At 64.7% G+C, this 19,095-nt stretch carries 18 protein-coding genes, 1 tRNA gene and 1 pseudogene; 14 read left to right on the top strand and 6 right to left on the bottom strand.

Going from position 1 to position 19,095, the window contains the following annotated elements; all coding sequences use genetic code 11:
* Positions 1–82 precede the first annotated feature (82 nt).
* Positions 83–550 carry a nuclear transport factor 2 family protein gene (locus tag UNPF46_RS16335; RefSeq protein WP_181769963.1) on the top strand — a complete coding sequence of 156 codons (468 nt, stop codon included), beginning with the start codon at positions 83–85 and terminating at the stop codon, positions 548–550.
* A gap of 131 nt (positions 551–681) precedes the next feature.
* On the opposite strand, the gene UNPF46_RS16330 is transcribed toward UNPF46_RS16335, so the two are convergent.
* The 3 genes from UNPF46_RS16330 to UNPF46_RS16320 are packed head-to-tail and all read right to left on the bottom strand — an operon-like array spanning position 682 to position 3,335.
* Positions 682–1,470: an acyl-CoA thioesterase domain-containing protein gene (locus UNPF46_RS16330; RefSeq protein WP_174718984.1), complete on the bottom strand. Its 789-nt coding sequence runs from the start codon at positions 1,468–1,470 to the stop codon at positions 682–684.
* Positions 1,471–1,518: 48 nt separating this feature from the next.
* Positions 1,519–2,694 (bottom strand): tRNA epoxyqueuosine(34) reductase QueG, encoded by a 1,176-nt coding sequence (gene queG, locus UNPF46_RS16325; RefSeq protein ID WP_142250686.1) that lies wholly within the window; start codon positions 2,692–2,694, stop codon positions 1,519–1,521.
* Positions 2,643–3,335, bottom strand: coding sequence for a glutathione S-transferase family protein (locus UNPF46_RS16320; protein ID WP_097663303.1), 693 nt, complete (start codon positions 3,333–3,335; stop codon positions 2,643–2,645). Before UNPF46_RS16320 ends, queG begins: the two co-directional genes overlap by 52 nt.
* Positions 3,336–3,504: 169 nt before the next feature.
* On the opposite strand from UNPF46_RS16320, the gene UNPF46_RS16315 reads away from it, so the two are divergent.
* From UNPF46_RS16315 to UNPF46_RS16305, 3 genes are all read left to right on the top strand, one after another.
* Positions 3,505–4,311, top strand: coding sequence for an undecaprenyl-diphosphate phosphatase (locus tag UNPF46_RS16315; RefSeq protein WP_142250685.1), 807 nt, complete (start codon positions 3,505–3,507; stop codon positions 4,309–4,311).
* Between the two features lie 190 nt (positions 4,312–4,501).
* On the top strand, positions 4,502–5,827 hold the full coding sequence (locus UNPF46_RS16310) for an FAD-binding oxidoreductase (protein ID WP_142250684.1): 1,326 nt from the start codon (positions 4,502–4,504) through the stop codon (positions 5,825–5,827).
* A 3-nt stretch (positions 5,828–5,830) separates the two neighbouring features.
* Positions 5,831–6,571, top strand: a complete 741-nt coding sequence (locus UNPF46_RS16305) for an SDR family oxidoreductase (RefSeq protein ID WP_142250683.1) — start codon at positions 5,831–5,833, stop codon at positions 6,569–6,571.
* Positions 6,572–6,721: 150 nt separating this feature from the next.
* Here the strand turns inward: UNPF46_RS16305 and UNPF46_RS16295 are convergent, their stop codons facing one another.
* On the bottom strand, positions 6,722–7,687 hold the full coding sequence (locus UNPF46_RS16295; protein WP_100181226.1) for a complex I NDUFA9 subunit family protein: 966 nt from the start codon (positions 7,685–7,687) through the stop codon (positions 6,722–6,724).
* 152 nt (positions 7,688–7,839) lie between these two features.
* On the opposite strand from UNPF46_RS16295, the gene UNPF46_RS16290 reads away from it, so the two are divergent.
* Positions 7,840–7,926: transfer RNA gene (locus tag UNPF46_RS16290), tRNA-Leu, on the top strand.
* A gap of 64 nt (positions 7,927–7,990) precedes the next feature.
* Here UNPF46_RS16290 and UNPF46_RS16285 read toward each other — a convergent pair.
* On the bottom strand, positions 7,991–9,181 hold the full coding sequence (locus tag UNPF46_RS16285; RefSeq protein WP_142250682.1) for a GAF domain-containing sensor histidine kinase: 1,191 nt from the start codon (positions 9,179–9,181) through the stop codon (positions 7,991–7,993).
* A 130-nt stretch (positions 9,182–9,311) separates the two neighbouring features.
* Here UNPF46_RS16285 and UNPF46_RS16280 point away from each other — a divergent pair, with 130 nt between their 5' ends.
* Positions 9,312–9,668 carry a response regulator gene (locus tag UNPF46_RS16280; RefSeq protein WP_246668677.1) on the top strand — a complete coding sequence of 119 codons (357 nt, stop codon included), beginning with the start codon at positions 9,312–9,314 and terminating at the stop codon, positions 9,666–9,668.
* A gap of 40 nt (positions 9,669–9,708) precedes the next feature.
* On the opposite strand, the gene UNPF46_RS16275 is transcribed toward UNPF46_RS16280, so the two are convergent.
* Positions 9,709–10,980: an MFS transporter gene (locus UNPF46_RS16275; RefSeq protein WP_142250680.1), complete on the bottom strand. Its 1,272-nt coding sequence runs from the start codon at positions 10,978–10,980 to the stop codon at positions 9,709–9,711.
* A 696-nt stretch (positions 10,981–11,676) separates the two neighbouring features.
* Between UNPF46_RS16275 and UNPF46_RS16270 the strand changes: the two genes are divergently transcribed.
* From UNPF46_RS16270 to UNPF46_RS16235, 8 genes and pseudogenes are all read left to right on the top strand, one after another.
* Complete coding sequence (locus tag UNPF46_RS16270; protein WP_246668676.1) at positions 11,677–12,936, top strand: hypothetical protein; 1,260 nt, start codon at positions 11,677–11,679, stop codon at positions 12,934–12,936.
* A gap of 19 nt (positions 12,937–12,955) precedes the next feature.
* Complete coding sequence (locus UNPF46_RS16265; protein ID WP_245448361.1) at positions 12,956–13,507, top strand: hypothetical protein; 552 nt, start codon at positions 12,956–12,958, stop codon at positions 13,505–13,507.
* 196 nt (positions 13,508–13,703) lie between these two features.
* Complete coding sequence (locus tag UNPF46_RS16260) at positions 13,704–15,020, top strand: UbiA family prenyltransferase (RefSeq protein ID WP_142250679.1); 1,317 nt, start codon at positions 13,704–13,706, stop codon at positions 15,018–15,020.
* 105 nt (positions 15,021–15,125) lie between these two features.
* Entirely contained in the window at positions 15,126–15,740 is a 615-nt protein-coding gene (locus UNPF46_RS16255; protein ID WP_100177813.1) for a ribonuclease D, read from the top strand.
* 189 nt (positions 15,741–15,929) lie between these two features.
* Positions 15,930–16,658 (top strand): LPS export ABC transporter periplasmic protein LptC, encoded by a 729-nt coding sequence (gene lptC, locus UNPF46_RS16250; protein ID WP_142250678.1) that lies wholly within the window; start codon positions 15,930–15,932, stop codon positions 16,656–16,658.
* Between the two features lie 5 nt (positions 16,659–16,663).
* The gene (locus UNPF46_RS16245) at positions 16,664–17,374 is read left to right on the top strand and encodes an LptA/OstA family protein (RefSeq protein ID WP_174718983.1); all 711 of its coding nucleotides are present in this window, start codon (positions 16,664–16,666) and stop codon (positions 17,372–17,374) included.
* A gap of 222 nt (positions 17,375–17,596) precedes the next feature.
* Positions 17,597–18,616, top strand: a complete 1,020-nt coding sequence (lptB, locus tag UNPF46_RS16240) for an LPS export ABC transporter ATP-binding protein (protein ID WP_142250677.1) — start codon at positions 17,597–17,599, stop codon at positions 18,614–18,616.
* 91 nt (positions 18,617–18,707) lie between these two features.
* Positions 18,708–19,095, top strand: a pseudogene (locus tag UNPF46_RS16235) (RNA polymerase factor sigma-54); the annotation flags it as partial.

The following is a 19,095-nucleotide window of genomic DNA, read 5'->3' as shown; positions in this document are numbered from 1 at the left end:
CTCACCCAAGTGAATGCGCGTCGACCAGCGGAGCTGCCCTCTCCCACAAGGGGAGAGGGCACAACAATTGGGAGCAACGCCAATGACCACGACCGCCATGCTGCGCGCGTTCTGCGATGCCGTCGAGCAGCGCAATGGCCGTGCGTTTGCCGAGCTGTTCACCGAAGACGGCGTCTATCACGACGTCTTCTACGGCGCCTTCGCAGGCCGCGCGAAGATCGCCGAAATGATTGACGACTGGTTCTATCGCACGGCGACCGACTTCCGCTGGGACATGCATGATCCCGTGTCTGACGGCACCACGCTCTACGCGCGCTACACGTTCAGCTACAAATCAACCCTGCCGGAAGCGAGCGGGGCGCGGGCGATGTTCGAGGGTGTCGCGATCATGACGCTGAAGGAAGGCAAGATCGCGAGCTATCACGAGGTCGCCAACACCGCGCCGGCATTCGTCGACCTGAAGTTCGCGCCGGAACGGATCGCCAAGATCGTCGCCAAGCAGGGCGCCGCGCTGAAGGTGCGACCGGAGATGCAGCGGCATCTGGCGTAGGTCTCTCCTCTCGTCATTCCGGGGCGCGCCACTTGGCGCGAACCCGGAATCCATTCATCAGCAAACTCTGCCGCCCGATGGATTCCTGGCTCGCGACTTCGTCGCGCCCCGGAATGACGAGGGGAGCGCTCCTATCGCTTCGACGGATTGGCCATCGGCTTGCGCTGCGCCAGCGCGGCAACCGTCGCGGTGCCGATCGGGCCCGCTTCGTCGTAGAGCCAGCACTCACCAATCGCGACGCCCTCGGTCGCCTGATGGTTTACCACGTCGAAGCCGATCCACTTCGTCACCGGCAGGCGGTGCAGATAGATCGTCACGTCGCTGTTGATGTAGCCGAGGCCCTTGTCGCCGGCGTTCGCAAACGGGCTGGCGAAATCGGCGCCCACGGCGACATGGACGAACGGTGTCATCGCAACGCCCGCAACGAGCTCGCGGACCTCGCTCATCCAGAGGCGTCGCGGTCCGAGCGAGCCCATATGGCCGACGATTGGCCGCGTCGTCCATTTGCCGTTCATGCCGAGCCTGGGATCGGTCGGCTTTGCAATATCGGCCGGCTTCGGCACCTCCCAGTTCGGCGGCGACCAGACATTGCCATCGGGATTCTGCGTCTTGCGCAGCAATTGGCACGAGGCGCGCGCCATGCTGACGCCGCCGGAGACGAACTCCGCTTCCACCACGCGAATGCGCAGACCGTCGCGCACCAGGCGCGTCGTCACCTCGATCGGCTTGTCGATGGTCGGCAGCCGAAACATGTCGACGGTGAGCCGCGCCGGCACGAATTCGGGGCCGGAATGGCGCTCCTCGATGGCAAAGCCGAGCAGGCCGACGATGACGCGTCCGTGCAGCGATTTCGGGTCCCACGGACCGTTCGCCACTTCCGTCGGATGGAATGTATCGCCCTCGCGGGTGAAGAAAGGCATGTCTGTTGTCATGCGTGCGAGATTGAAGAAACGCGCGGGGAAATCAAGTCAGGAAGCGGCCTGCCACTCCTCGCGCACGTGGTCGTCGTGCTCGCTGCTCGCCGCGGCAGACTTCATCGCCGCAAACTCTTCGCGGGACATCAACTGCCCCAGCGCCCACACTGCGGCGCCGCGCACCAGCGGGCTCGCATCATCCAGCCGTCGCCTTGCCTCGGCCGCCAGCGCGATCTCACCCGAGTTGCCGATCGCAATCAGCACGTTGCGCAGGAAGCGGTCGCGGCCGATGCGCTTGACCGGGGACTTCGTGAACAGCGCACGAAACGCGCCGTCGTCGAGCCTTGCGAGTGCCGCAAGCTCAGGCGCGCGCAATTCGTCACGCGCGGCAAGCTTCACCTCGCGTCCTTCTTGCGCGAATTTGTTCCAGGGGCAGGCGGCGAGGCAATCGTCGCAGCCATAGATGCGGTTGCCGATGGCCTTGCGAAACTCGTGCGGGATCGGTCCCTTGTTCTCGATGGTCAGATACGAGATGCAGCGCCGCGCATCGAGCTTGTAGGGCGCGGGAAACGCCGATGTCGGGCAGATGTCGAGGCAGGCCTGGCACGAGCCGCAATGGTCGATCTCCGCGCCGTCACGCGGCAGCTCGAGCGTGGTGTAGATCGCACCGAGGAACAGCCACGAGCCGAACTCGCGCGAGACGAGATTGGTGTGCTTGCCCTGCCAGCCGAGGCCCGCGGTCTGCGCCAGCGGCTTCTCCATCACCGCCGCGGTGTCGACGAATACTTTCACGTCCGACGGCGCGGTCGCGACCAGCCAGCGCGCCAGTGCCTTCAGCCGCTTCTTGATGAGGTCGTGATAGTCGTCGCCCTGCGCATAGACCGAGATCGCCGCGCGTGTGCGCTGCTGCAGGACCGCCAGCGGATCCTGGTCGGGACCGTAATTGACGCCGAGCATGATCACCGAGCGCACGTCGGCCCACAGCCCGCGCGGATCGACACGTCGCTCCGGCTGGTTCGCGAGCCAGTCCATGTCGCCATGGCCGCCGGAGGCAATGAACTCGAGGAAGTGCTTTCCGGCCGCCTCGATCGTGCCGGGTGCGGTGACGCCGATGCAGTCGAAGCCGAGCGCGCGCGCCTCGCGTTCGAGCTGCGCTTTCAGTTCAGCCGGATCGGAGCTCAGAAATCCAGGTCCACGTAAGTCCGCGACGCCGGCACGCCGGCCAGCCATTCGCTCAGCAGCGGACGGAACGACGGACGGGATTTCACCCGCGCGTACCACGCCTTTGCCGCGTCGTCCTCGCTCCATGGCACGTCGCCCAGATAGTCGATCGCCGAGAGATGCGCCGCGGCGGCGAGATCCGCGTAAGTGAGCCGGTCGCCGGCGAGGAAGTTACGCGTCTGCGCCAGCCAGCCGATATAGGCCAGATGATAGCGCACATTGGCCTTGGCCGCGCGCATCACGTCGGCCGAAGGCGGTCCGCCGCCATTCTCCTCGCTCATGAAGCGCTTGTAGATGCGCTCGGTGACGAGTGGGTGCGAGACCTCTTCGAAGAATTTCTCGTTGAACCAGGCCATCAGCCGGCGCACCTCGACGCGCTCGGCGACCGTCTCCGGCATCAGGCGCTTGGGTCCCATCTCGGCGCCATAGGCCTCGTCGACATATTCGGCGATGATCGCCGCGCCCGGGATCGGCGGCTGCTCGTCGTCCAGCAACACCGGCGTCGTGCCGGCTGCGTTGAGCAGCAGAAATGCCTCGCGCCGTTCCCAGCTGCGTTCTTCGACCAGCTTGAGGTCGAGCCCGTATTCGCCCGCGATCAGGCGGATGAATCGCGAATGCGGACAGAACGGATGATGAAACAGCGTAAACATGAAGCCTTTGACTATTTGATGGTGCTTAAGAATCCATCAATGTTTGTGCGGCGCCACACTAGTCCTTCAAAACCGCGAAGCAAGTGCGTGATTTCGCATTTTACGATTGCGGCATGGGGGCGAATAGGCGAGAAGAGCCCCGCTTTTCCAGCCGAAATGGACCGTAAATATGTCAGACGCAATACGGGCAGTGATCCTCGGCATCATCGAGGGTGTGACCGAGTTCCTTCCCGTATCCTCGACCGGCCATTTGCTGCTCGCGGAGCGCTTCTTCCACCTCGGCGAAGGCGCGTTCTGGGATTCGTTTACGGTTCTGATCCAGCTGGGTGCGATCCTTGCGATCGTCGGGCTGTATTTCAGGAAGCTCTGGGATGTCGTCATCGGCTTCTTTACGGGCGATGCCTATGCGCGCCGCTTCGTCATCGGCGTGCTGGTGGCATTCCTGCCGGCCGTCATCGTCGGCCTCGTCGCCGGCAAGTACATCAAGAGCGTGCTGTTCAATCCCTGGGTCGTCTGCTTCACGCTGATCGTCGGCGGCGCCATCCTGCTCTGGGTCGACAAGCTCGATCTCAAGCCGCGCGAGCACGACGCCACCAGGTTCCCGCTGCTGATGTATCTCTATATCGGCATCGCGCAATGCGTGGCGATGATCCCGGGCGTGTCGCGTTCAGGGGCCAGCATCGTCGCCGCGATGTTCCTCGGCGCCGACAAGCGCGCGGCGGCCGAGTTTTCCTTCTTCCTCGCCATCCCCACCATGATCGGCGCGTTCGCCTACGATTTCTACAAGAACCGCGCCGAGATGACGATGGATCACATGAACATCGTCGCCATCGGCTTCGTGGTGTCGTTCATCACGGCGATCATCGTGGTCAAGACGTTCCTGGAATACGTCACCCGGCACGGTTTCGTGGTGTTCGCGTGGTGGCGTGTCATCGTCGGCACGCTCGGCCTGATCGCGCTGGCGCTCGGGCATTGAGATTTAAGGTCTGTAGCCAGTAGCCCGGATGGAGCGCAGCGCAATCCGGGGCCGACATTGTTTGTGGCACGATTCCCGGATTACGCTGCGCTCCATCCGGGCTACGTTCCGCCGCGTCTTCAACCTAATATCAGCTTTTGATCGGTAGGCAGTGTCCGGAGCGGGGTGGCCCGCGGGCGGAGCCGAAACCATGACCCTCGTCAGCGGCTGGGGGCGTTTCCCGGTCGTCGATAGCGATGTGCTGCGCCCGCGCTCGTTCGCGGCGGTCGGCGAGGCTGTCTCGGCCGGCACCGTCGCGCGCGGCAGCGGCCGCGCCTATGGCGATGCCGCGATCGGCGCCGTCAGGACCGTCGCGATGACCGGCTTCGACCGGGTCCGGTCGTTCGATCCGGCCACCGGCCGCATCCGCCTCGAGGCCGGTGTTCTCCTGTCGGACCTGATCGACACCTTTGGGCCGCGCGGCTTCCTGCCTTTCGTCGTGCCCGGCACGCGGTTCGTCTCGGTCGGCGGCGCCATCGCGGCCGACGTCCACGGCAAGAACCATCATTGCGAAGGCGGCTTCGGCCGCTACGTCGACAGCCTCCTGCTGCGCACCGGGCAGGGCGATGTCATCGAGGCCTCGCGCGAGCAGAATTCCGACGCCTTCTTTGCGACCGTCGGCGGCATGGGCCTGACCGGCATCATCCTCGAGGCCACGATGCGGCTGCGGCGGGTCGAGACGGGGTGGATCCGCGAGCGGGTGATCTCCGCGTCCGATCTCGATGCCGCGATGCGCGCACTCGAGGCGAGCAACGACGCGACCTATTCGGTGGCCTGGATCGACTGCGTGGCACGAGGGCGCGATCTCGGTCGTTCGCTGATCTATCTGGGCGAGCACGCGGGCAGGGACGAGCTGGCGGAAGGCGTCGACGCATTTCCGGTCGGCAGGAGTTCCGGCCTCAGCGTGCCGGTCGACCTGCCCTCGATGGCGCTGAACCGCACCAGCGTCCGTGCCTTCAACGAGCTCTACTACCGCATGGGCGCGCGGCGCGCCGGCGGCAGCCACGTGGTCTCGCTCTATCCGTATTTCTTTCCGCTCGACAGCATCGGTGACTGGAATCGCATCTACGGCAAGCGCGGCTTCCTGCAGCATCAATGCGTGATTCCGGAAGCGAACGCCCGTGCCGTGCTCGGCGATATCCTCGATCGCGTGGCGCGGCGCGGCGATGCTTCTTTCCTCGCCGTGCTGAAGAAGCTCGGCCAGGGCGACGGCATCCTGTCGTTCCCGCTGCCCGGCTACACGCTGGCGCTGGATTTCCCCGTCAAGGGCGACATCCTGAATTTTCTCGACGAGATCGATCGTCTGGTCGTTGCCGCCGGTGGACGGCTGTATCTGGCGAAAGACGCACGCCAGTCGCGCGCGACCTTCGCGGCGGGCTATCCTGCCTTGCAGCGCTTCAACGCGATCCGCAAATCGCTCGATCCCGCCGGCAACATACGTTCGAAACTTTCACAGCGTCTGCTTGATGAGGTCTAGGCCGTGACGTCACGCAAATCCGTCCTGGTGCTCGGTGGCTCCTCCGATATCGGTCGCGCCGCCGCGCGCGCCTTTGCCAAGCGTGGATACGATGTCGGGCTCGCAGGCCGCGACGTCGCGGCGCTGCAGCTTGACGCCGCCGATCTTCGCGCGCGCTACGATGTCGAGGTCGGCCTCCATCAATTCGATGTGCTCGACACCGCCGCGTTCGATCGGTTCGTCGCCGGCCTTCCCGCGCTGCCCGATGTCGTCATCTCGATCGTCGGCCTGCTGGGCACACAGGAGAACGCCGAGAACGATCTCGCTCACGCCACCACGATCATGCGCTCCAACTACGAAGGTCCGTCATTGATCCTTGGTCTGTTTGCGGAGAAGTTCCTGGCCCGCGGCAGCGGCACGATCGTCGGCGTGTCCTCCGTCGCCGGCGATCGCGGCCGCGCCTCGAACTATGTCTACGGCTCGGCGAAAGCCGGCTTCTCCGCCTTCCTGTCGGGCCTGCGCGCCCGTGCCAGTCGCGGTGGCGTCCATGTCGTCACCGTGAAGCCCGGTTTCGTCCGCACCAAGATGACCGAAGGCATGAAGCTGATCGGCCCGCTCACCGTTGAAGCGCCGGTGGTTGGCGATGCCATCCTTGCCGCCGTCGAGAAGAAGACGGATGTCGTCTATGTCAGCGGCAAATGGCGCCTCGTGATGCTGATCATCAAGGCGCTGCCGGAAGCGGTGTTCAAGAAGCTGAAGTTCTGAGGCTGCCGCCGCGGCGGTCTGCTGTCTGGCCCGGCTCGTCCCAAACTCGTCATGCCCGGGCTTGACCCGGGCATCCACGTCCTGCTGAAAATGCGGATGTGCGTGGATGGCCGGGTCAAGCCCGGCCATGACGGTGGAGAGAGCGGTGCTTCACACGCCCATGCGCTGGAACTGGCCCGCCGCGCGAAAGCGCCAGAGATATTGCGGGGCGATAGCTTCCAGCGAATCGGCTGATATGCCGAGCCCTTCCAGCGTCAGCCCGGCCGCCTTGGCCGTATCAGATACGACATTGTCGCGCTCGAGCAGCGTGACCTGGTCCGGCGTCAGCTTGAACGCGCCCGGTGCGAATTGCAGGAAGGCGGCCTTGAAGCGGGCGAGGCCGAACGACAGCGGGATCAGCATGCGCTCGCGGTCGGTGATGGCGAGGATAGCCTCGATGATCTCGCGCATGGTCAGCACTTCCGGCCCGCCGAGCTCGTAAGCGGCGCCCGCCTTGGTCTTGCCGTCGACGGCATCCGCGATCGCGGTGGCGACGTCGCCGACATAGACCGGCTGCATCTTGGTCTCGCCGCCGATCAGCGGCAGCACCGGCGACATCCGGGCCAGCGCGGCAAAGCGGTTGGTGAACTGGTCCTCGGGGCCGAACACCACGGAGGGGCGGAAGATCGTGGCCGAGGGCACCGCGGCCAAGACCGCGGCCTCGCCGGCCGCCTTGGCTCTGGCATAGCGGGAGGGTGATTCGGCATCGGCGCCGATCGCCGAGACATGCACCAGGCGGCTACCTGCCGCGGCGGCGGCCTTGGCGACGGTCTCGGCCCCTCTGGCCTGGACGGCGTCGAAGGTCTGCTCGCCGCCCTCGGCGAGGATCCCGACCAGATTGATCACGACATGCGAATCACGCAGCGCCGCCTCGACCGAGGCCGGATAGCGCAGATTCGCCTGCACGGTGTGGACCTGGCCGACCCGGCCGGAGGGCTGGAGGTATCCGGCGAGTTCCGGCCGCCGCACCGCAACCCGGACCCGGTAATCGCGCTTGCACAGAGCCCGGACGACATTCCGGCCCAAAAACCCCGATCCGCCGAAAACCGTGACGAGAGTTTCCAGATTCGATGCCATGGGAGCCATATCCTGCGGAAAAGAGTGCGTCTTGTCAGGCTTGTATCGGGCCGGTTTGCGATGCGCAATCGGCATCCCGAACCGGGCTCGAAGCATGAATTGACAACGGCGTCACCGAACCGTAGTAACCGCCTCCGTGCCCCAAACGGCATGCCCAGGTGGTGGAATTGGTAGACGCGCTGGCTTCAGGTGCCAGTGGCTTAACGGCCGTGAAGGTTCGAGTCCTTTCCTGGGCACCATTTGTTTCTGGATACCAAGCAATTCCAGATAGATGAGCCCTATCAAATTGTTGCGGCGGCCCGCCTAGACCGGCATCTCGAAAGAGAATGTCGTTTCGTTCGGCGTCGACACTGCACTCAATTTGCCGCCATGGGCCTGGGCGATCTGCGATGCGATGTAGAGACCAAGGCCTAGTCCCTGCTGGCTCGGCCGGTCGCCGCGCGTGTATGGCTTGAAGAGATTCGCGAGCGCCTTTTCTGATATGGGCGGCCCTTCGTTGGACACCGTCAGATCGAACGTTCCGTCCAAGGTCTTGGCAGAAACCCGGATCGGCCTTCCCCGGTCACCATACGCGACCGCATTCCCGAGCAGGTTCGAGAACAGCTGCCCCATCTTGCCGCGATCGCAGTTGATGGGCTCGGCGATCCGGATCGTTGAATTGATGCTTACGCTTGGCCAGGCAGTCCTGAACTCGGCGATGATCTGCTCCAGCACCGGCGTCAACGGCTGCTTCGCGTCCCGCCTGATCGTCAGGCCTCCACCGAGGCGGCCTCGCGCGAAGTCCATGATGTTTTCGACGATGCCGGCCATGCGATGAACGGCGTTCTGAACGCCGAGCGCGATTTCGGGTGCGCGCCCGGTATCGAGATTCTTCAGCAGGATGCGCATGCCCGCATCGACGGCGGCCAGTGGGTTGCGCAGATCGTGTCCCAAGACGCCGATGAACTGTTCGCGAAGCTCGGCTGTCTTGCGTTCGTCGACAAGATCGGCCTGGCTGGCGTGAAGATCGGTCTGGCTTCGTTCCAGACGCTGATTGAGTTCGAGCTGTGCGGCGATCAGCTCGGCCAGCAGCTGAAACGTGGTGAGTATTTCAGGCTTGCGAAGTTGCCGGGGAGTAGGGTCGATGGCGCACAGCGTTCCCCACACAGACCCGTCGATCAGGATGATGGGAGCGGAGATATAACTGCGAAATCCATACATCGCCGGGGTCGGGTGATCGCGGAAGGCGCCGTCGGTCTGCACGTCGTTGATGACCACGGTGTTGCCGTGCTGCCGGATCTCGTTGCAGATGGTCGTCTCGACACGCAGCTCTCCGCCTGGCTCGAGGCCGAAGGCAATGCTGTCCCGCACGGCGCAGCAAACCCAGTGATCCGACGTGACGCGAGCGATGGCAACGAAGCCCATGCCAGTGACGCGTGCCGCCAGATCCAGGATCTTGGGAACTGCCCCAATCTGCTGGACGGCATCCACGTCCGCCTTGATGTCAATTGCCATGGTCAACCCTGAAGCCCCGTTCCGACCAACGCAATTCTTCGCAAGATGTTCGGCGGAACGAAGCGCCCATTCAAAACTTGTGCTCGGTTATGCTGGAGCATATGTGTCCAATCTCAGTAAGCATAGGGACGTGATCCTGATCGTCGAAGACGACCTCCTCATCCGCATGAACGCGATTGACATGGTGCGGCAGATGGGCATCGACGTGCTGGAGGCTGCGGACGCGGACGAGGCCGTCAAGCTCCTGGAGTCCGTGCCTGAAATCACCGTCGTCTTCACCGATATTCAGATGCCCGGATCGATGGATGGTCTTCGGCTTGCGGAGGTGATCAGACACCGGTGGCCACCCGTGCTGCTTCTGATTACGTCAGGACAGGTCAGCCCGGCCGCCGCCGACATCCCGCCCGGAGCGCAGTTCATCCCCAAGCCGTATTTCTCTGCCCAGCTTCACGAGCAGCTTGAAATGCTGGCCGGTGGGCGCGCGTAGCAGGCGGTGCTTCCGTCGCGCCGAACCGGACGCTCGCGCCTCACACCACGCTCTTCCCCGCCCGGTCCGCCACCTCCTTCTGCACGAAATACATCGCGATCAGCGTGACGAGCGTCGTGGTGACCACGACGTAGCCGATCTGCTCGAAATGGAGCAGCGAGCCGTCCGGTCCCTGCGCGACGATCGCAGCCGCCAGCACCGAGCCGAGCCCGCCGGAGAGCTGCTGCAGCGAGGCGCTGACCGCGCTGAACGAGCCGCGCTGACTGGGGTCGGGGATCGCCGATATCAGCGCCTGCGACGGGATCATGCGCGAGAAGATGCCGACGAACATCAGCACGTTGACGGTGATCGCGGTCGCGAGCGTGACGTGGCCGAGATGAGTGTAGATCAGCACCATGATCACGGTCATCACGCAGCCGAACACGAAGGTCGGGTATTTGCCGAAGGCATCGCTGGCCCGGCCGACCAGGGGCCCCGTGACGATGCTGAACAGGCCGGAGACGAGATAGATCGTCGGCAGATGCGCCATGTCGATGCCGAGATTGTTCACGGTGAAGGCGCTGGAGAACGGCATCAGCATGTATCCGCCCGTCGCCAGCAGCGTCGTGACGGCGAACGCCAGGGTGTAGCGCGGCTGTGCAACGGTCGCGATCAGATGGTGGAACGGGTTTCTGTCCTGCTTCAGCTTCAGATGCGCATCGACCGGCTCCATGGCGAAGGCGATGACGGCGATCGCGACGATCGACACGATGACGATCGCGATGAAGCAGATATGCCAGCTCCAGTGATTGGCGAGAAACAGTCCGGCGGGAATGCCGAGCACCTGGCTCGCCGCGAACGCGGTCTGGATGAATCCCATCACGCGGCCGCGCATGTTGAGCGGGAACAGATCGGTGACGATGGCGAGCACGACCGAGCCGATCACGCCGCCGAACAGGCCCGTCACGATCCGGCCCATCAGCAGCACATGGTAGTTCGGCGCGGCGGCGCACAGCATCGTGCCGAGCGTGAAGCCGACATAGAAGAACAGCAGGATCCGCTTGCGATCGAAGCGGTCAGCGAAGCCGGCGGCGAGGATGCCCGACAGACCTGCACTGAACGCGTAGGCCGACACCGCGACGCCGAATTGCGTCGCCGTGATGTTGAGCGCAGGCATCAGGATGGCGCCGAGCGGCGACATGATGATGAAATCGAGGATGATCGTGAATTGCGTGAACGCGAGCAGCGCGATGAGGAGCGCCTGGTAGCGCGAGAAGCCGCGCTGGCGTTCCGATGGGTCGTCGATCGGCGCGGCGAGCGTCTGTTCGGTCATGGGCACCTGATTCAGGGTGAGGGGAGGGAAACTGGCAGATAGGGTGGACCAGCATGAATTCCACGGGGCGCGCGCCGTTGGCTCGGCCGAATCGGGCAGTTCGGGCGCCGCTGTGGGTTCCATGCAACATCCGGGCCCTCCGCCGACGGTCCCCTCCTCGCGAAAAGGAGTGCGCTGACTGAGAAGCCGGCATCGGGCGGGCCCCCATGAATATGGGAGGACGCGATGCCGCGCAGGCCTTTGCGCATCATGCGTCTTCCCAAAACCCTGGGCCGCGTGCTTTGTCGCGAAGGCGTCAAATGCATTGGCGTGGTGACGGGCTGGGACTGGAAGTGACGGCGGTCTTCATTCTTCTTCTTGCCGGTTGCGGGTTTGGGAGACGGGGGAACCGACATGATGATTTCACCGCGGAAGCGAGTCACCGTTTGTCTTGCAACGGCGCTCATTGCCGTCGTCGCGGCCTGCGCCGGCGCGCCGCAAGCCCGGGCCCAGTTCATCTGCGTGGATGGGGCCGCGTCCGAGCAAGGCGCCAGTGCGGCCGGCTCAGCGGGCAATTTTGCCTGTGGGCCCTCCGCCTCCGCTCCGGGTGCGGGCAGCAACAACTCCGCGATCGGGAGCGGCGCTTACGCTGACGGAAATGCCAGCAGCAATATTGCCGTCGGTTCCGCCAACGCCAGCGGCCACAGCAGCTCCAATATGGCGACCGGAAACAATGCCAACGCCAGCGGCAACAACAGCTTCAACAGCGCGACCGGAGCGGGAGCCATCGCCAGCGGTGACACCAGCAAGAACATCGCGTCCGGTAACAACGCGCAAGCCAGCGGCGACAACAGCAACAATATCGCGACCGGCGCCGGAGCCAACGCCAGTGGCAACAACAGCGGCAATCTTGCGTCCGGGCTGACAGCCCTCGCCAACGGAGACAACAGCAGGAACGTTGCGACAGGGCGCAGTTCCAATGCCTCCGGCAACAACAGCAGAAATGTTGCGAACGGGTTTCTCGCCAGGGCTTACGGCGACAACAGCTTCAACACCGCGACGGGGACCAACGCCAACGCCTACGGCAACGGCAGCGCTAACATCGCGACCGGCCCAAACTCCAACGCGACGGGCGACAACAGCTTCAATATCGCGACCGGCGTGAATACCAACGCGAGCGGGTCCGGAAGCAATAACGTCGCCACCGGCAACGCCGCCAACGCATTTGGCGCCAACAGCTCCAACGCCGCGACCGGCTATCTGGCGAATGCCAACGGCGCCAATTCGAGCAATATCGCGAACGGCACGCAATCCAATGCCAGCGGGACCGGCAGCTTCAACATTGCGGTCGGAAACGGCGCCAATGCGAGCGGAAACGGTGTCGCGAACACCGCGGTGGGCAACGGCTCCAACGCCACCGGCGCGAATTCCTCGGCCTTTGGCAACGGTGCCTCGGCGACCTTCGCGAACGCGACCGCGATCGGCAATGGCGCCACCGCGACGCGCGCGAACCAGCAAGTGTTCGGCACCGCGAGCAACACCTACACGATGACGGGCCTCACCTCGGCCGCGAGCACGGCTGCGCAATCCGGACCGGTGCAGCTGGTCACGACGGATGCGGCCGGCAATCTCGCCGCGACCTCGCTCAGTGCGCTCGGGCTTGCTGGCTCCGGCGACATCGCAAACATCAACAGCCAGCTCGCCGGCATCAATGCCCGCCTCAACGAAATCGACGGCAGGACCGGCAAGGCCATCAACGGCGTCGCCATGGCCTTTGCGATGTCCGGCTCGCCCTGGCTGATGCCGTCCGAGAAGATCGCGATGAGCATGAACTGGGGTACCTTCCAGAACACCAATGCGCTCTCCATGAGCGCGGCGCTACGCGTCAGCGAGAACGTGCAGGCAAGCGGCGGCCTGACCTACGGCACCAATGGCGGCGGATTAGGGGGCCGCGTCGGAATGCGCGTCGGCTGGTGATGCGGGCTTTGGCAATCCCATGCAACTGATCGTGCGCGCCGCGTTGGCACTGGCGCTGCTGCTGAGCGGAAGCGACGGCACCTGGGCTCAACAGAAGACGCAAGCGCCGGCCGCGGCTCCCGCGCCGCCGTCGCTGCCCGTCTCGCTGGAGCAGGCGCTCTATTTGATCCGCTCGACACTGCTCACGCTCAACGATGCCAACCGCACCGGCAATTATACCGTGCTGCGCGACCTCGCCGCGCCCGATTTCCAGGCGCGCAACACCGCCGCCGATCTCGGGCTCAATTTTCTCGATTTGCGGCGTCGCAATTTCGACCTCTACGGCGTTGCATTGCTGGCACCGCAATTCACCGACGCGCCCGCGCTCGACCCGCAGGGCATGCTGCGGCTTGCGGGCTATTTTCCGACCCAGCCGCAGCAGATCAAATTCGATCTCACCTTTCAGATCGTCGCCGGGCAATGGCGCCTGTTCGCGATCGCCATCGCCACGCCCGACGCCGCATCGGCGCAACCGCAGCCCCAGGCGGCGCCCGCCAGGCCGGCCGCGCCGGCGCAGAAGAAGTCGCCGTGAGAGCAGGGTCGTACCTCTCTTATCACTCTGATAAGAATGGAGTTCTTGCTAAAATCCAGCGCGCCTGACCGCGCGGGCTTGCGCGGCCCCCCCCGATTAAGCCGCCCTTAGCGAATGCCCCCTAGGCTCGCGGCCATCCATGTCCCTGCTCCCCGGCCGGATGCCGGTCATTTGCGTCAGTTAAGAGCGTTTTCGGATGGAGCAGCCTGCCCGACAGTACGAGCCTAGCGCCCCCGCACCGACGGGGGTGGCGGCGCGGACGCTTCTCGTCGATCTCGAAGGCGGCCTGCTGCGGTCCGAATTGCTGATGGAGGCGCTGTTCTCCAGCCCCGGCCGGATGCTGGCGCGCTTTGGCGCGGGTGGACGAGCGGGCATGGCGGCGCTCACCGACATCCTGGCGAAGGCCGAGATCGACTACGCCCATCTGCCCTACGATTCCGAGGTGCTGAACCAGGCACTGGCGGCGCGGGCGCGGGGCGAGAAGATCTATCTGGTCGCCGATCGCTTCGCCCGTCATGCCGCAGGCATCGCCGCGCATCTCGGCTTCGACGGCGTGGTTGCGCCGGCCGATCTCGCCGCGGGCGACCTTCCCTTCGATCGCGCCTTCATCGCGCGCCTTAGTGCACGCAATAGCGGGCGTGCGAGCCTGAAGACCTGGGCCAAGGCGCTGCGCGTCTATCAATACGCCAAGAACACGCTGGTGTTCGTGCCCGTGATCACCGCGCACCAGCTCAACTTTGCCTCGCTCGGCTCCGCGCTGCTGGCGTTCCTGGCGTTCTCGGCCTGTGCGTCGGGCGCCTATCTGATGAACGATCTGCTCGATCTCGCCGCCGACCGGCAGCATCCGACCAAGCGCCATCGCGCGCTCGCGGCCGGCGACTTGCCGATCTCCTCGGCGCTGTCGGCGATCCCCGCGCTGTGGCTGTTCGCGGTCATCGCCGGCGTTTGCATCTCGCCGCTGTTCCTCGGCGTGCTCGGCGCCTATCTCGCCACCACGATCGCCTATTCGCTCGTGCTCAAGCGCAAGATGCTGGTCGACATCGTCACCCTCGCCGGCCTCTACACGCTCCGTATCGTCGCCGGTGCGGTCGGCGTCGGCGTGGTGCTGTCGGAATGGCTGCTGATCTTCTCGTTGTTCGTGTTCACCTCGCTGGCACTGATCAAGCGCTTCAGCGAGCTCAGCATGCGCGAGAGCGCAGGGCTCGCCGATCCCTCCAACCGCGACTACAGGATCACCGATCTGCAAATCATCGCCGCGATGGCGGCTGCGAGCGCGATGAACGCGGTGACCGTGTTCTCGCTCTACGTCTCCTCGACCGCGGTGATGCCGCTGTACAGCCGGCCCTGGATGCTGTGGCTGCTCACCCCGCTGCTGCTCTACTGGTTCGGCCGCGCCCTGATGATGGCGCATCGCCGCGAGATGCCCGACGATCCGATTCTCTACGCTTTCCGCGACGGCCCGAGTCGCATCACGGTCGCGGCGATGATCTGCATCATGCTGGCGGCGATCTGACCGAACCCCGTGCTTGCGCGGCCCGCCGGCAATGGCTACATCGCGGGCAATCCGAATTAGCTATCGTGCCGACGCAACCGATTCGACCCGAGGTTTTGAAGCGCCATGACCGTACGCCTGCACCGCGGCGACCTGCCCGACCTGTCCCGCTACACCGGAGCGGTGGCGATCGACACCGAGACCATGGGGCTGAACCCGCACCGCGACCGGCTCTGCGTGGTGCAGCTCTCGCCCGGCGACGGCAGCGCCGACGTGGTGCAGATCCCCAAGGGCCACACCGACGCGCCGAACCTGAAGGCGCTGCTGGCCAATCCCGCCATCACCAAGATCTTCCACTTCGCGCGGTTCGACGTCGCGGTGCTGTACCAGACCTTCGGCGTCATGACCGGGCCGATTTATTGCACCAAGATTGCCTCCCGCCTGACCCGCACCTACACCGACCGCCATGGTCTGAAAGACCTCGTGCGCGAGGTGCTCAATGTCGACCTGTCCAAGCAGCAGCAATCCAGCGACTGGGGTTCCGACAGCCTGACCGAGCCACAGCTCGCTTATGCCGCATCCGACGTACTGCATCTGCATGCCTTGCGCGAACGGTTGGATGCCATGCTGGTCCGGGAGGGCCGCACCCAGCTGGCAAAAGCCTGTTTCGACTTCCTGCCGACCCGGGCCCTGCTCGACCTCCAGGGCTGGGAGGAAGAGGACATTTTCGCGCATTCCTGAGCCCTGACCCGCCGGTTAGACTTTGGGCTGCGCCCCGTTTCGGACACTTTCGTGCGGCCTGTCCAGGCCCGGTATGCCCAAGGCTTATTTGTCCAAGGCTTGTTTGTCCGAGGCTGCAAATCGGGGGCATGACGGGTACAATGGATCGCCCCTCAACCCGGCCTGGCGAGCGACACCTCAGGAGCCCTGGTGAATTCGGCCCACAGTCCCACCTACGACGCCGCGCTTGCGGCGAAGTTTGCCAGCGCGGCGCGTCACAGCCGCCTGGTGCGGATTCTGCGGGTCTCGGTTCCGGCGACGGTGGTCGTGGCCATGGCCGTGATCATCTACATCGCGTTCTTCAACAAGTTCAGGATGCCGGAGCTGCCGCTCACCGTCGAAAACATGGTGGTGTCGGGCACCAAGATCACGATGGAATCGCCGCATCTGTCCGGCTTCACGCCGGATCAGCGGCCCTACGAGCTCTGGGCCAAGACCGCGACGCAGGACATCACTGATCCCGATCATGTCGATCTCAATGATTTGCGCGCCAAGGTGCTCATGGAGGATCAATCGACCCTGTTCCTCGATGCCCGCACCGGCCGCTTCGACAACAAGCAGCAGCAGCTCGATCTGCACAAGGACATCTTCCTGCGCACCTCCACCGGTTATGAGGCGCGGCTGAACTCCGCCTTCGTCGACATGAACAAGGGCACGGTGTCCTCGGACGAGCGTGTCGACGTCAAGCTGACCAACGGCACGCTGACCGCGGACCGCCTGCGCATCACCGAAGGCGGCAACGTCATCCGTTTCGAAGGCAATGTGGTGATGCATCTGGACAAGCTGGACGAGCCGGCCGCCGCGCAGCCTGCGCCGGTCGAGCCTGCGCCGCCCGTGAAGACGCGTACGCCTCAGAACAAGTCTGCCAATTCAAAGTGATTTTCATGATGAAGTCTTTTCCGCGGGACACTGTCGTCGGCAAGCTCGCGCTCGTCGCCGGCCTTGTGCTGCTTGCATCCGGCGCAGCGCGCGCACAGAGCTCGGCAAGCGTGCCAAACGCGATGCAGGGCTTCTCGCAGAACCGCGACCAGCCGATCCAGATCGAGGCCGCCGCGCTCGAGATGCACGACAAGAAGAAGGAGGCGACCTTCTCCGGCAATGTGAAGGTCATCCAGGGCGACACCACCATGACCTCGAAGACGCTGGTGGTGTTCTACGAATCGGGTGGCGGTGACAAGCCGGCCACGCCCCAGCCTGCGGCCAAGGGGACAAAGGAGGCGACCAAGGGCGCGCCGATGCAGTCGGCGCAGCCGGGCCCCGGCGGCAGCTCCTCGATCAAGCGGCTGGAGGCGCACGGCAACGTCGTGGTCACCCAGAAGGACCAGGTGGTGACCGGCGAGACCGCCGTGTTCGACACCAAGACCAATCTCATCACCATGCTCGGCGGCTCGGGCCCGGTGGTCCTGACGCAATGCAAGAACGTGATGCGGGGCGACCGGCTGAAGGTCGACATGACGACCGGTGTGTCGCGCGTGGAATCGGACAGCGGCCGGGTTCAGGTCCTGCTGCCGCAGGGTGCCGGCAATGATTGCGGTTCGGGCAAGCCTGGCGGCGCGCCGCCTCTGCAGCTGCCCGGCGCAAGTAAACCGAAGTAAAATCAAAAGCTTGGATAAAGAGCTCCCGAACCGAGGTTGAAGCTTGGCCGGCGAGACTGTATCTAGCGCGCAGGGCTTTCGAAGCGGGGACCGCCGCTTTTCGGGCGTGTTTCACTGGGCATGAGACATCCCTTCACTCATGCTGCGTCGGCTCATCGAAAGGCCGGTGCGGCAGACCGCGCGAATTCGCGCGGGATCGTCGCGAAAGGCTAGAAGGCGGGGATGGTCGATCTTTTCAGCATGTTCCGTCGGCGCCCCGCCAAGCGCGGCCGGCCAGGATTTGCGCGTCAGGACATCACTGCGCTCGGTGACAGCGTCGGTGGGCTGGTAGCCAGCCCGATCAGGGACGCGACGCCGATGGCGCGCGACCAGGCGATGCAGGCGTCCGGCCAGTTCCAGGGTGACTATCAAGGCGACTACCAGGCCGACTATCAGACCGAGCCGCGTCCGCAGGCCGTCCACCCCTTGAGGAACGCCGCCAGGTCGAATGGCGACGGCGGGCCTCAGCTCCTGAAGCGGCCGGGCTTCCTAGCTGTGCATAGCGTGGAAAAGGCCTATGGCAGCCGCCAGGTGGTGCGCGGTGTCAGCATCTATGTGCGCCGCGGCGAAGCGGTCGGCCTGCTCGGCCCGAACGGCGCCGGCAAGACCACCGTGTTCTACATGATCACCGGCCTGATCAAGGCCGACCGCGGCGCGATCGAGCTCGACGGCCACGACGTCACCAAGCTGCCGATGTACCAGCGCGCGCGACTCGGGATCGGCTATCTGCCGCAGGAGGCCTCGATCTTCCGCGGCCTCACCGTCGAGCAGAACATCCGCGCCGTGCTCGAAGTGGTGGAGCCCTCGCGCAAGAAGCGCGAGGAGCAGCTCGATTCCCTGCTCGACGAGTTCAACATCACCCGCCTGCGCAAATCGCCGTCGATCGCGCTGTCAGGCGGCGAGCGTCGCCGCGTCGAGATCGCACGTGCGCTGGCGACCCGGCCGAACTACATGCTGCTGGACGAGCCCTTCGCCGGCATCGACCCGATCGCGGTCGGCGACATCCAGGACCTCGTCCGCCATCTCACCAATCGCGGCATCGGCGTGCTCATCACCGACCACAATGTGCGCGAGACGCTCGGTCTCACCGATCGCGCCTATATCGTCTATGCCGGGGAGATCCTGACCGAGGGGAGTCCGGATGAGATCGTCGCCGATCCGGACGTGCGCCGCCTTTACCTTGGCGAGGAATTCCGCCTCTAGCCCGTTTTTGCGTTTCGTCAAGACGTGTACATCGGGCCCGGACTAGGATAAGCAAAAATCGGACCAAATTTTTGGGAACGGTTCTTGCTTCATGGCGCTTACGCAGAGATTAGAGTTCCGGCAATCGCAGTCGCTGGTCATGACGCCGCAGCTGATGCAGGCGATCAAGCTGCTGCAATTGTCCAATCTCGATCTCACGACCTTCGTGGAGGAGGAGCTCGAGCGGAACCCGCTGCTGGAGCGGGCCAACGACGAGGCCCCCGCGGGCGAGGCCCCGGCCGAGGCTGGCCAGTACAGCGATAGCGACGATTTCGGCGGCGGCCATAGCGACGAGCCGGGCGGCGGTCCGGGCGAGGCGTTCGAGCCGGGCCAGGAAGAATGGATGAGCAAGGATCTCGGCACCCGCGCCGAGATCGAGCAGACCCTGGATACGGGCCTGGACAACGTCTTCTCCGAGGAGCCCGCCGAGGCGGCGGCGC

Origin of the sequence: Bradyrhizobium sp. UNPF46 (assembly GCF_006658625.1) — a bacterium.
GTDB classification, from domain to species: domain Bacteria; phylum Pseudomonadota; class Alphaproteobacteria; order Rhizobiales; family Xanthobacteraceae; genus Bradyrhizobium; species Bradyrhizobium nitroreducens.
This window is presented reverse-complemented; position numbering and strand designations above follow the sequence as displayed.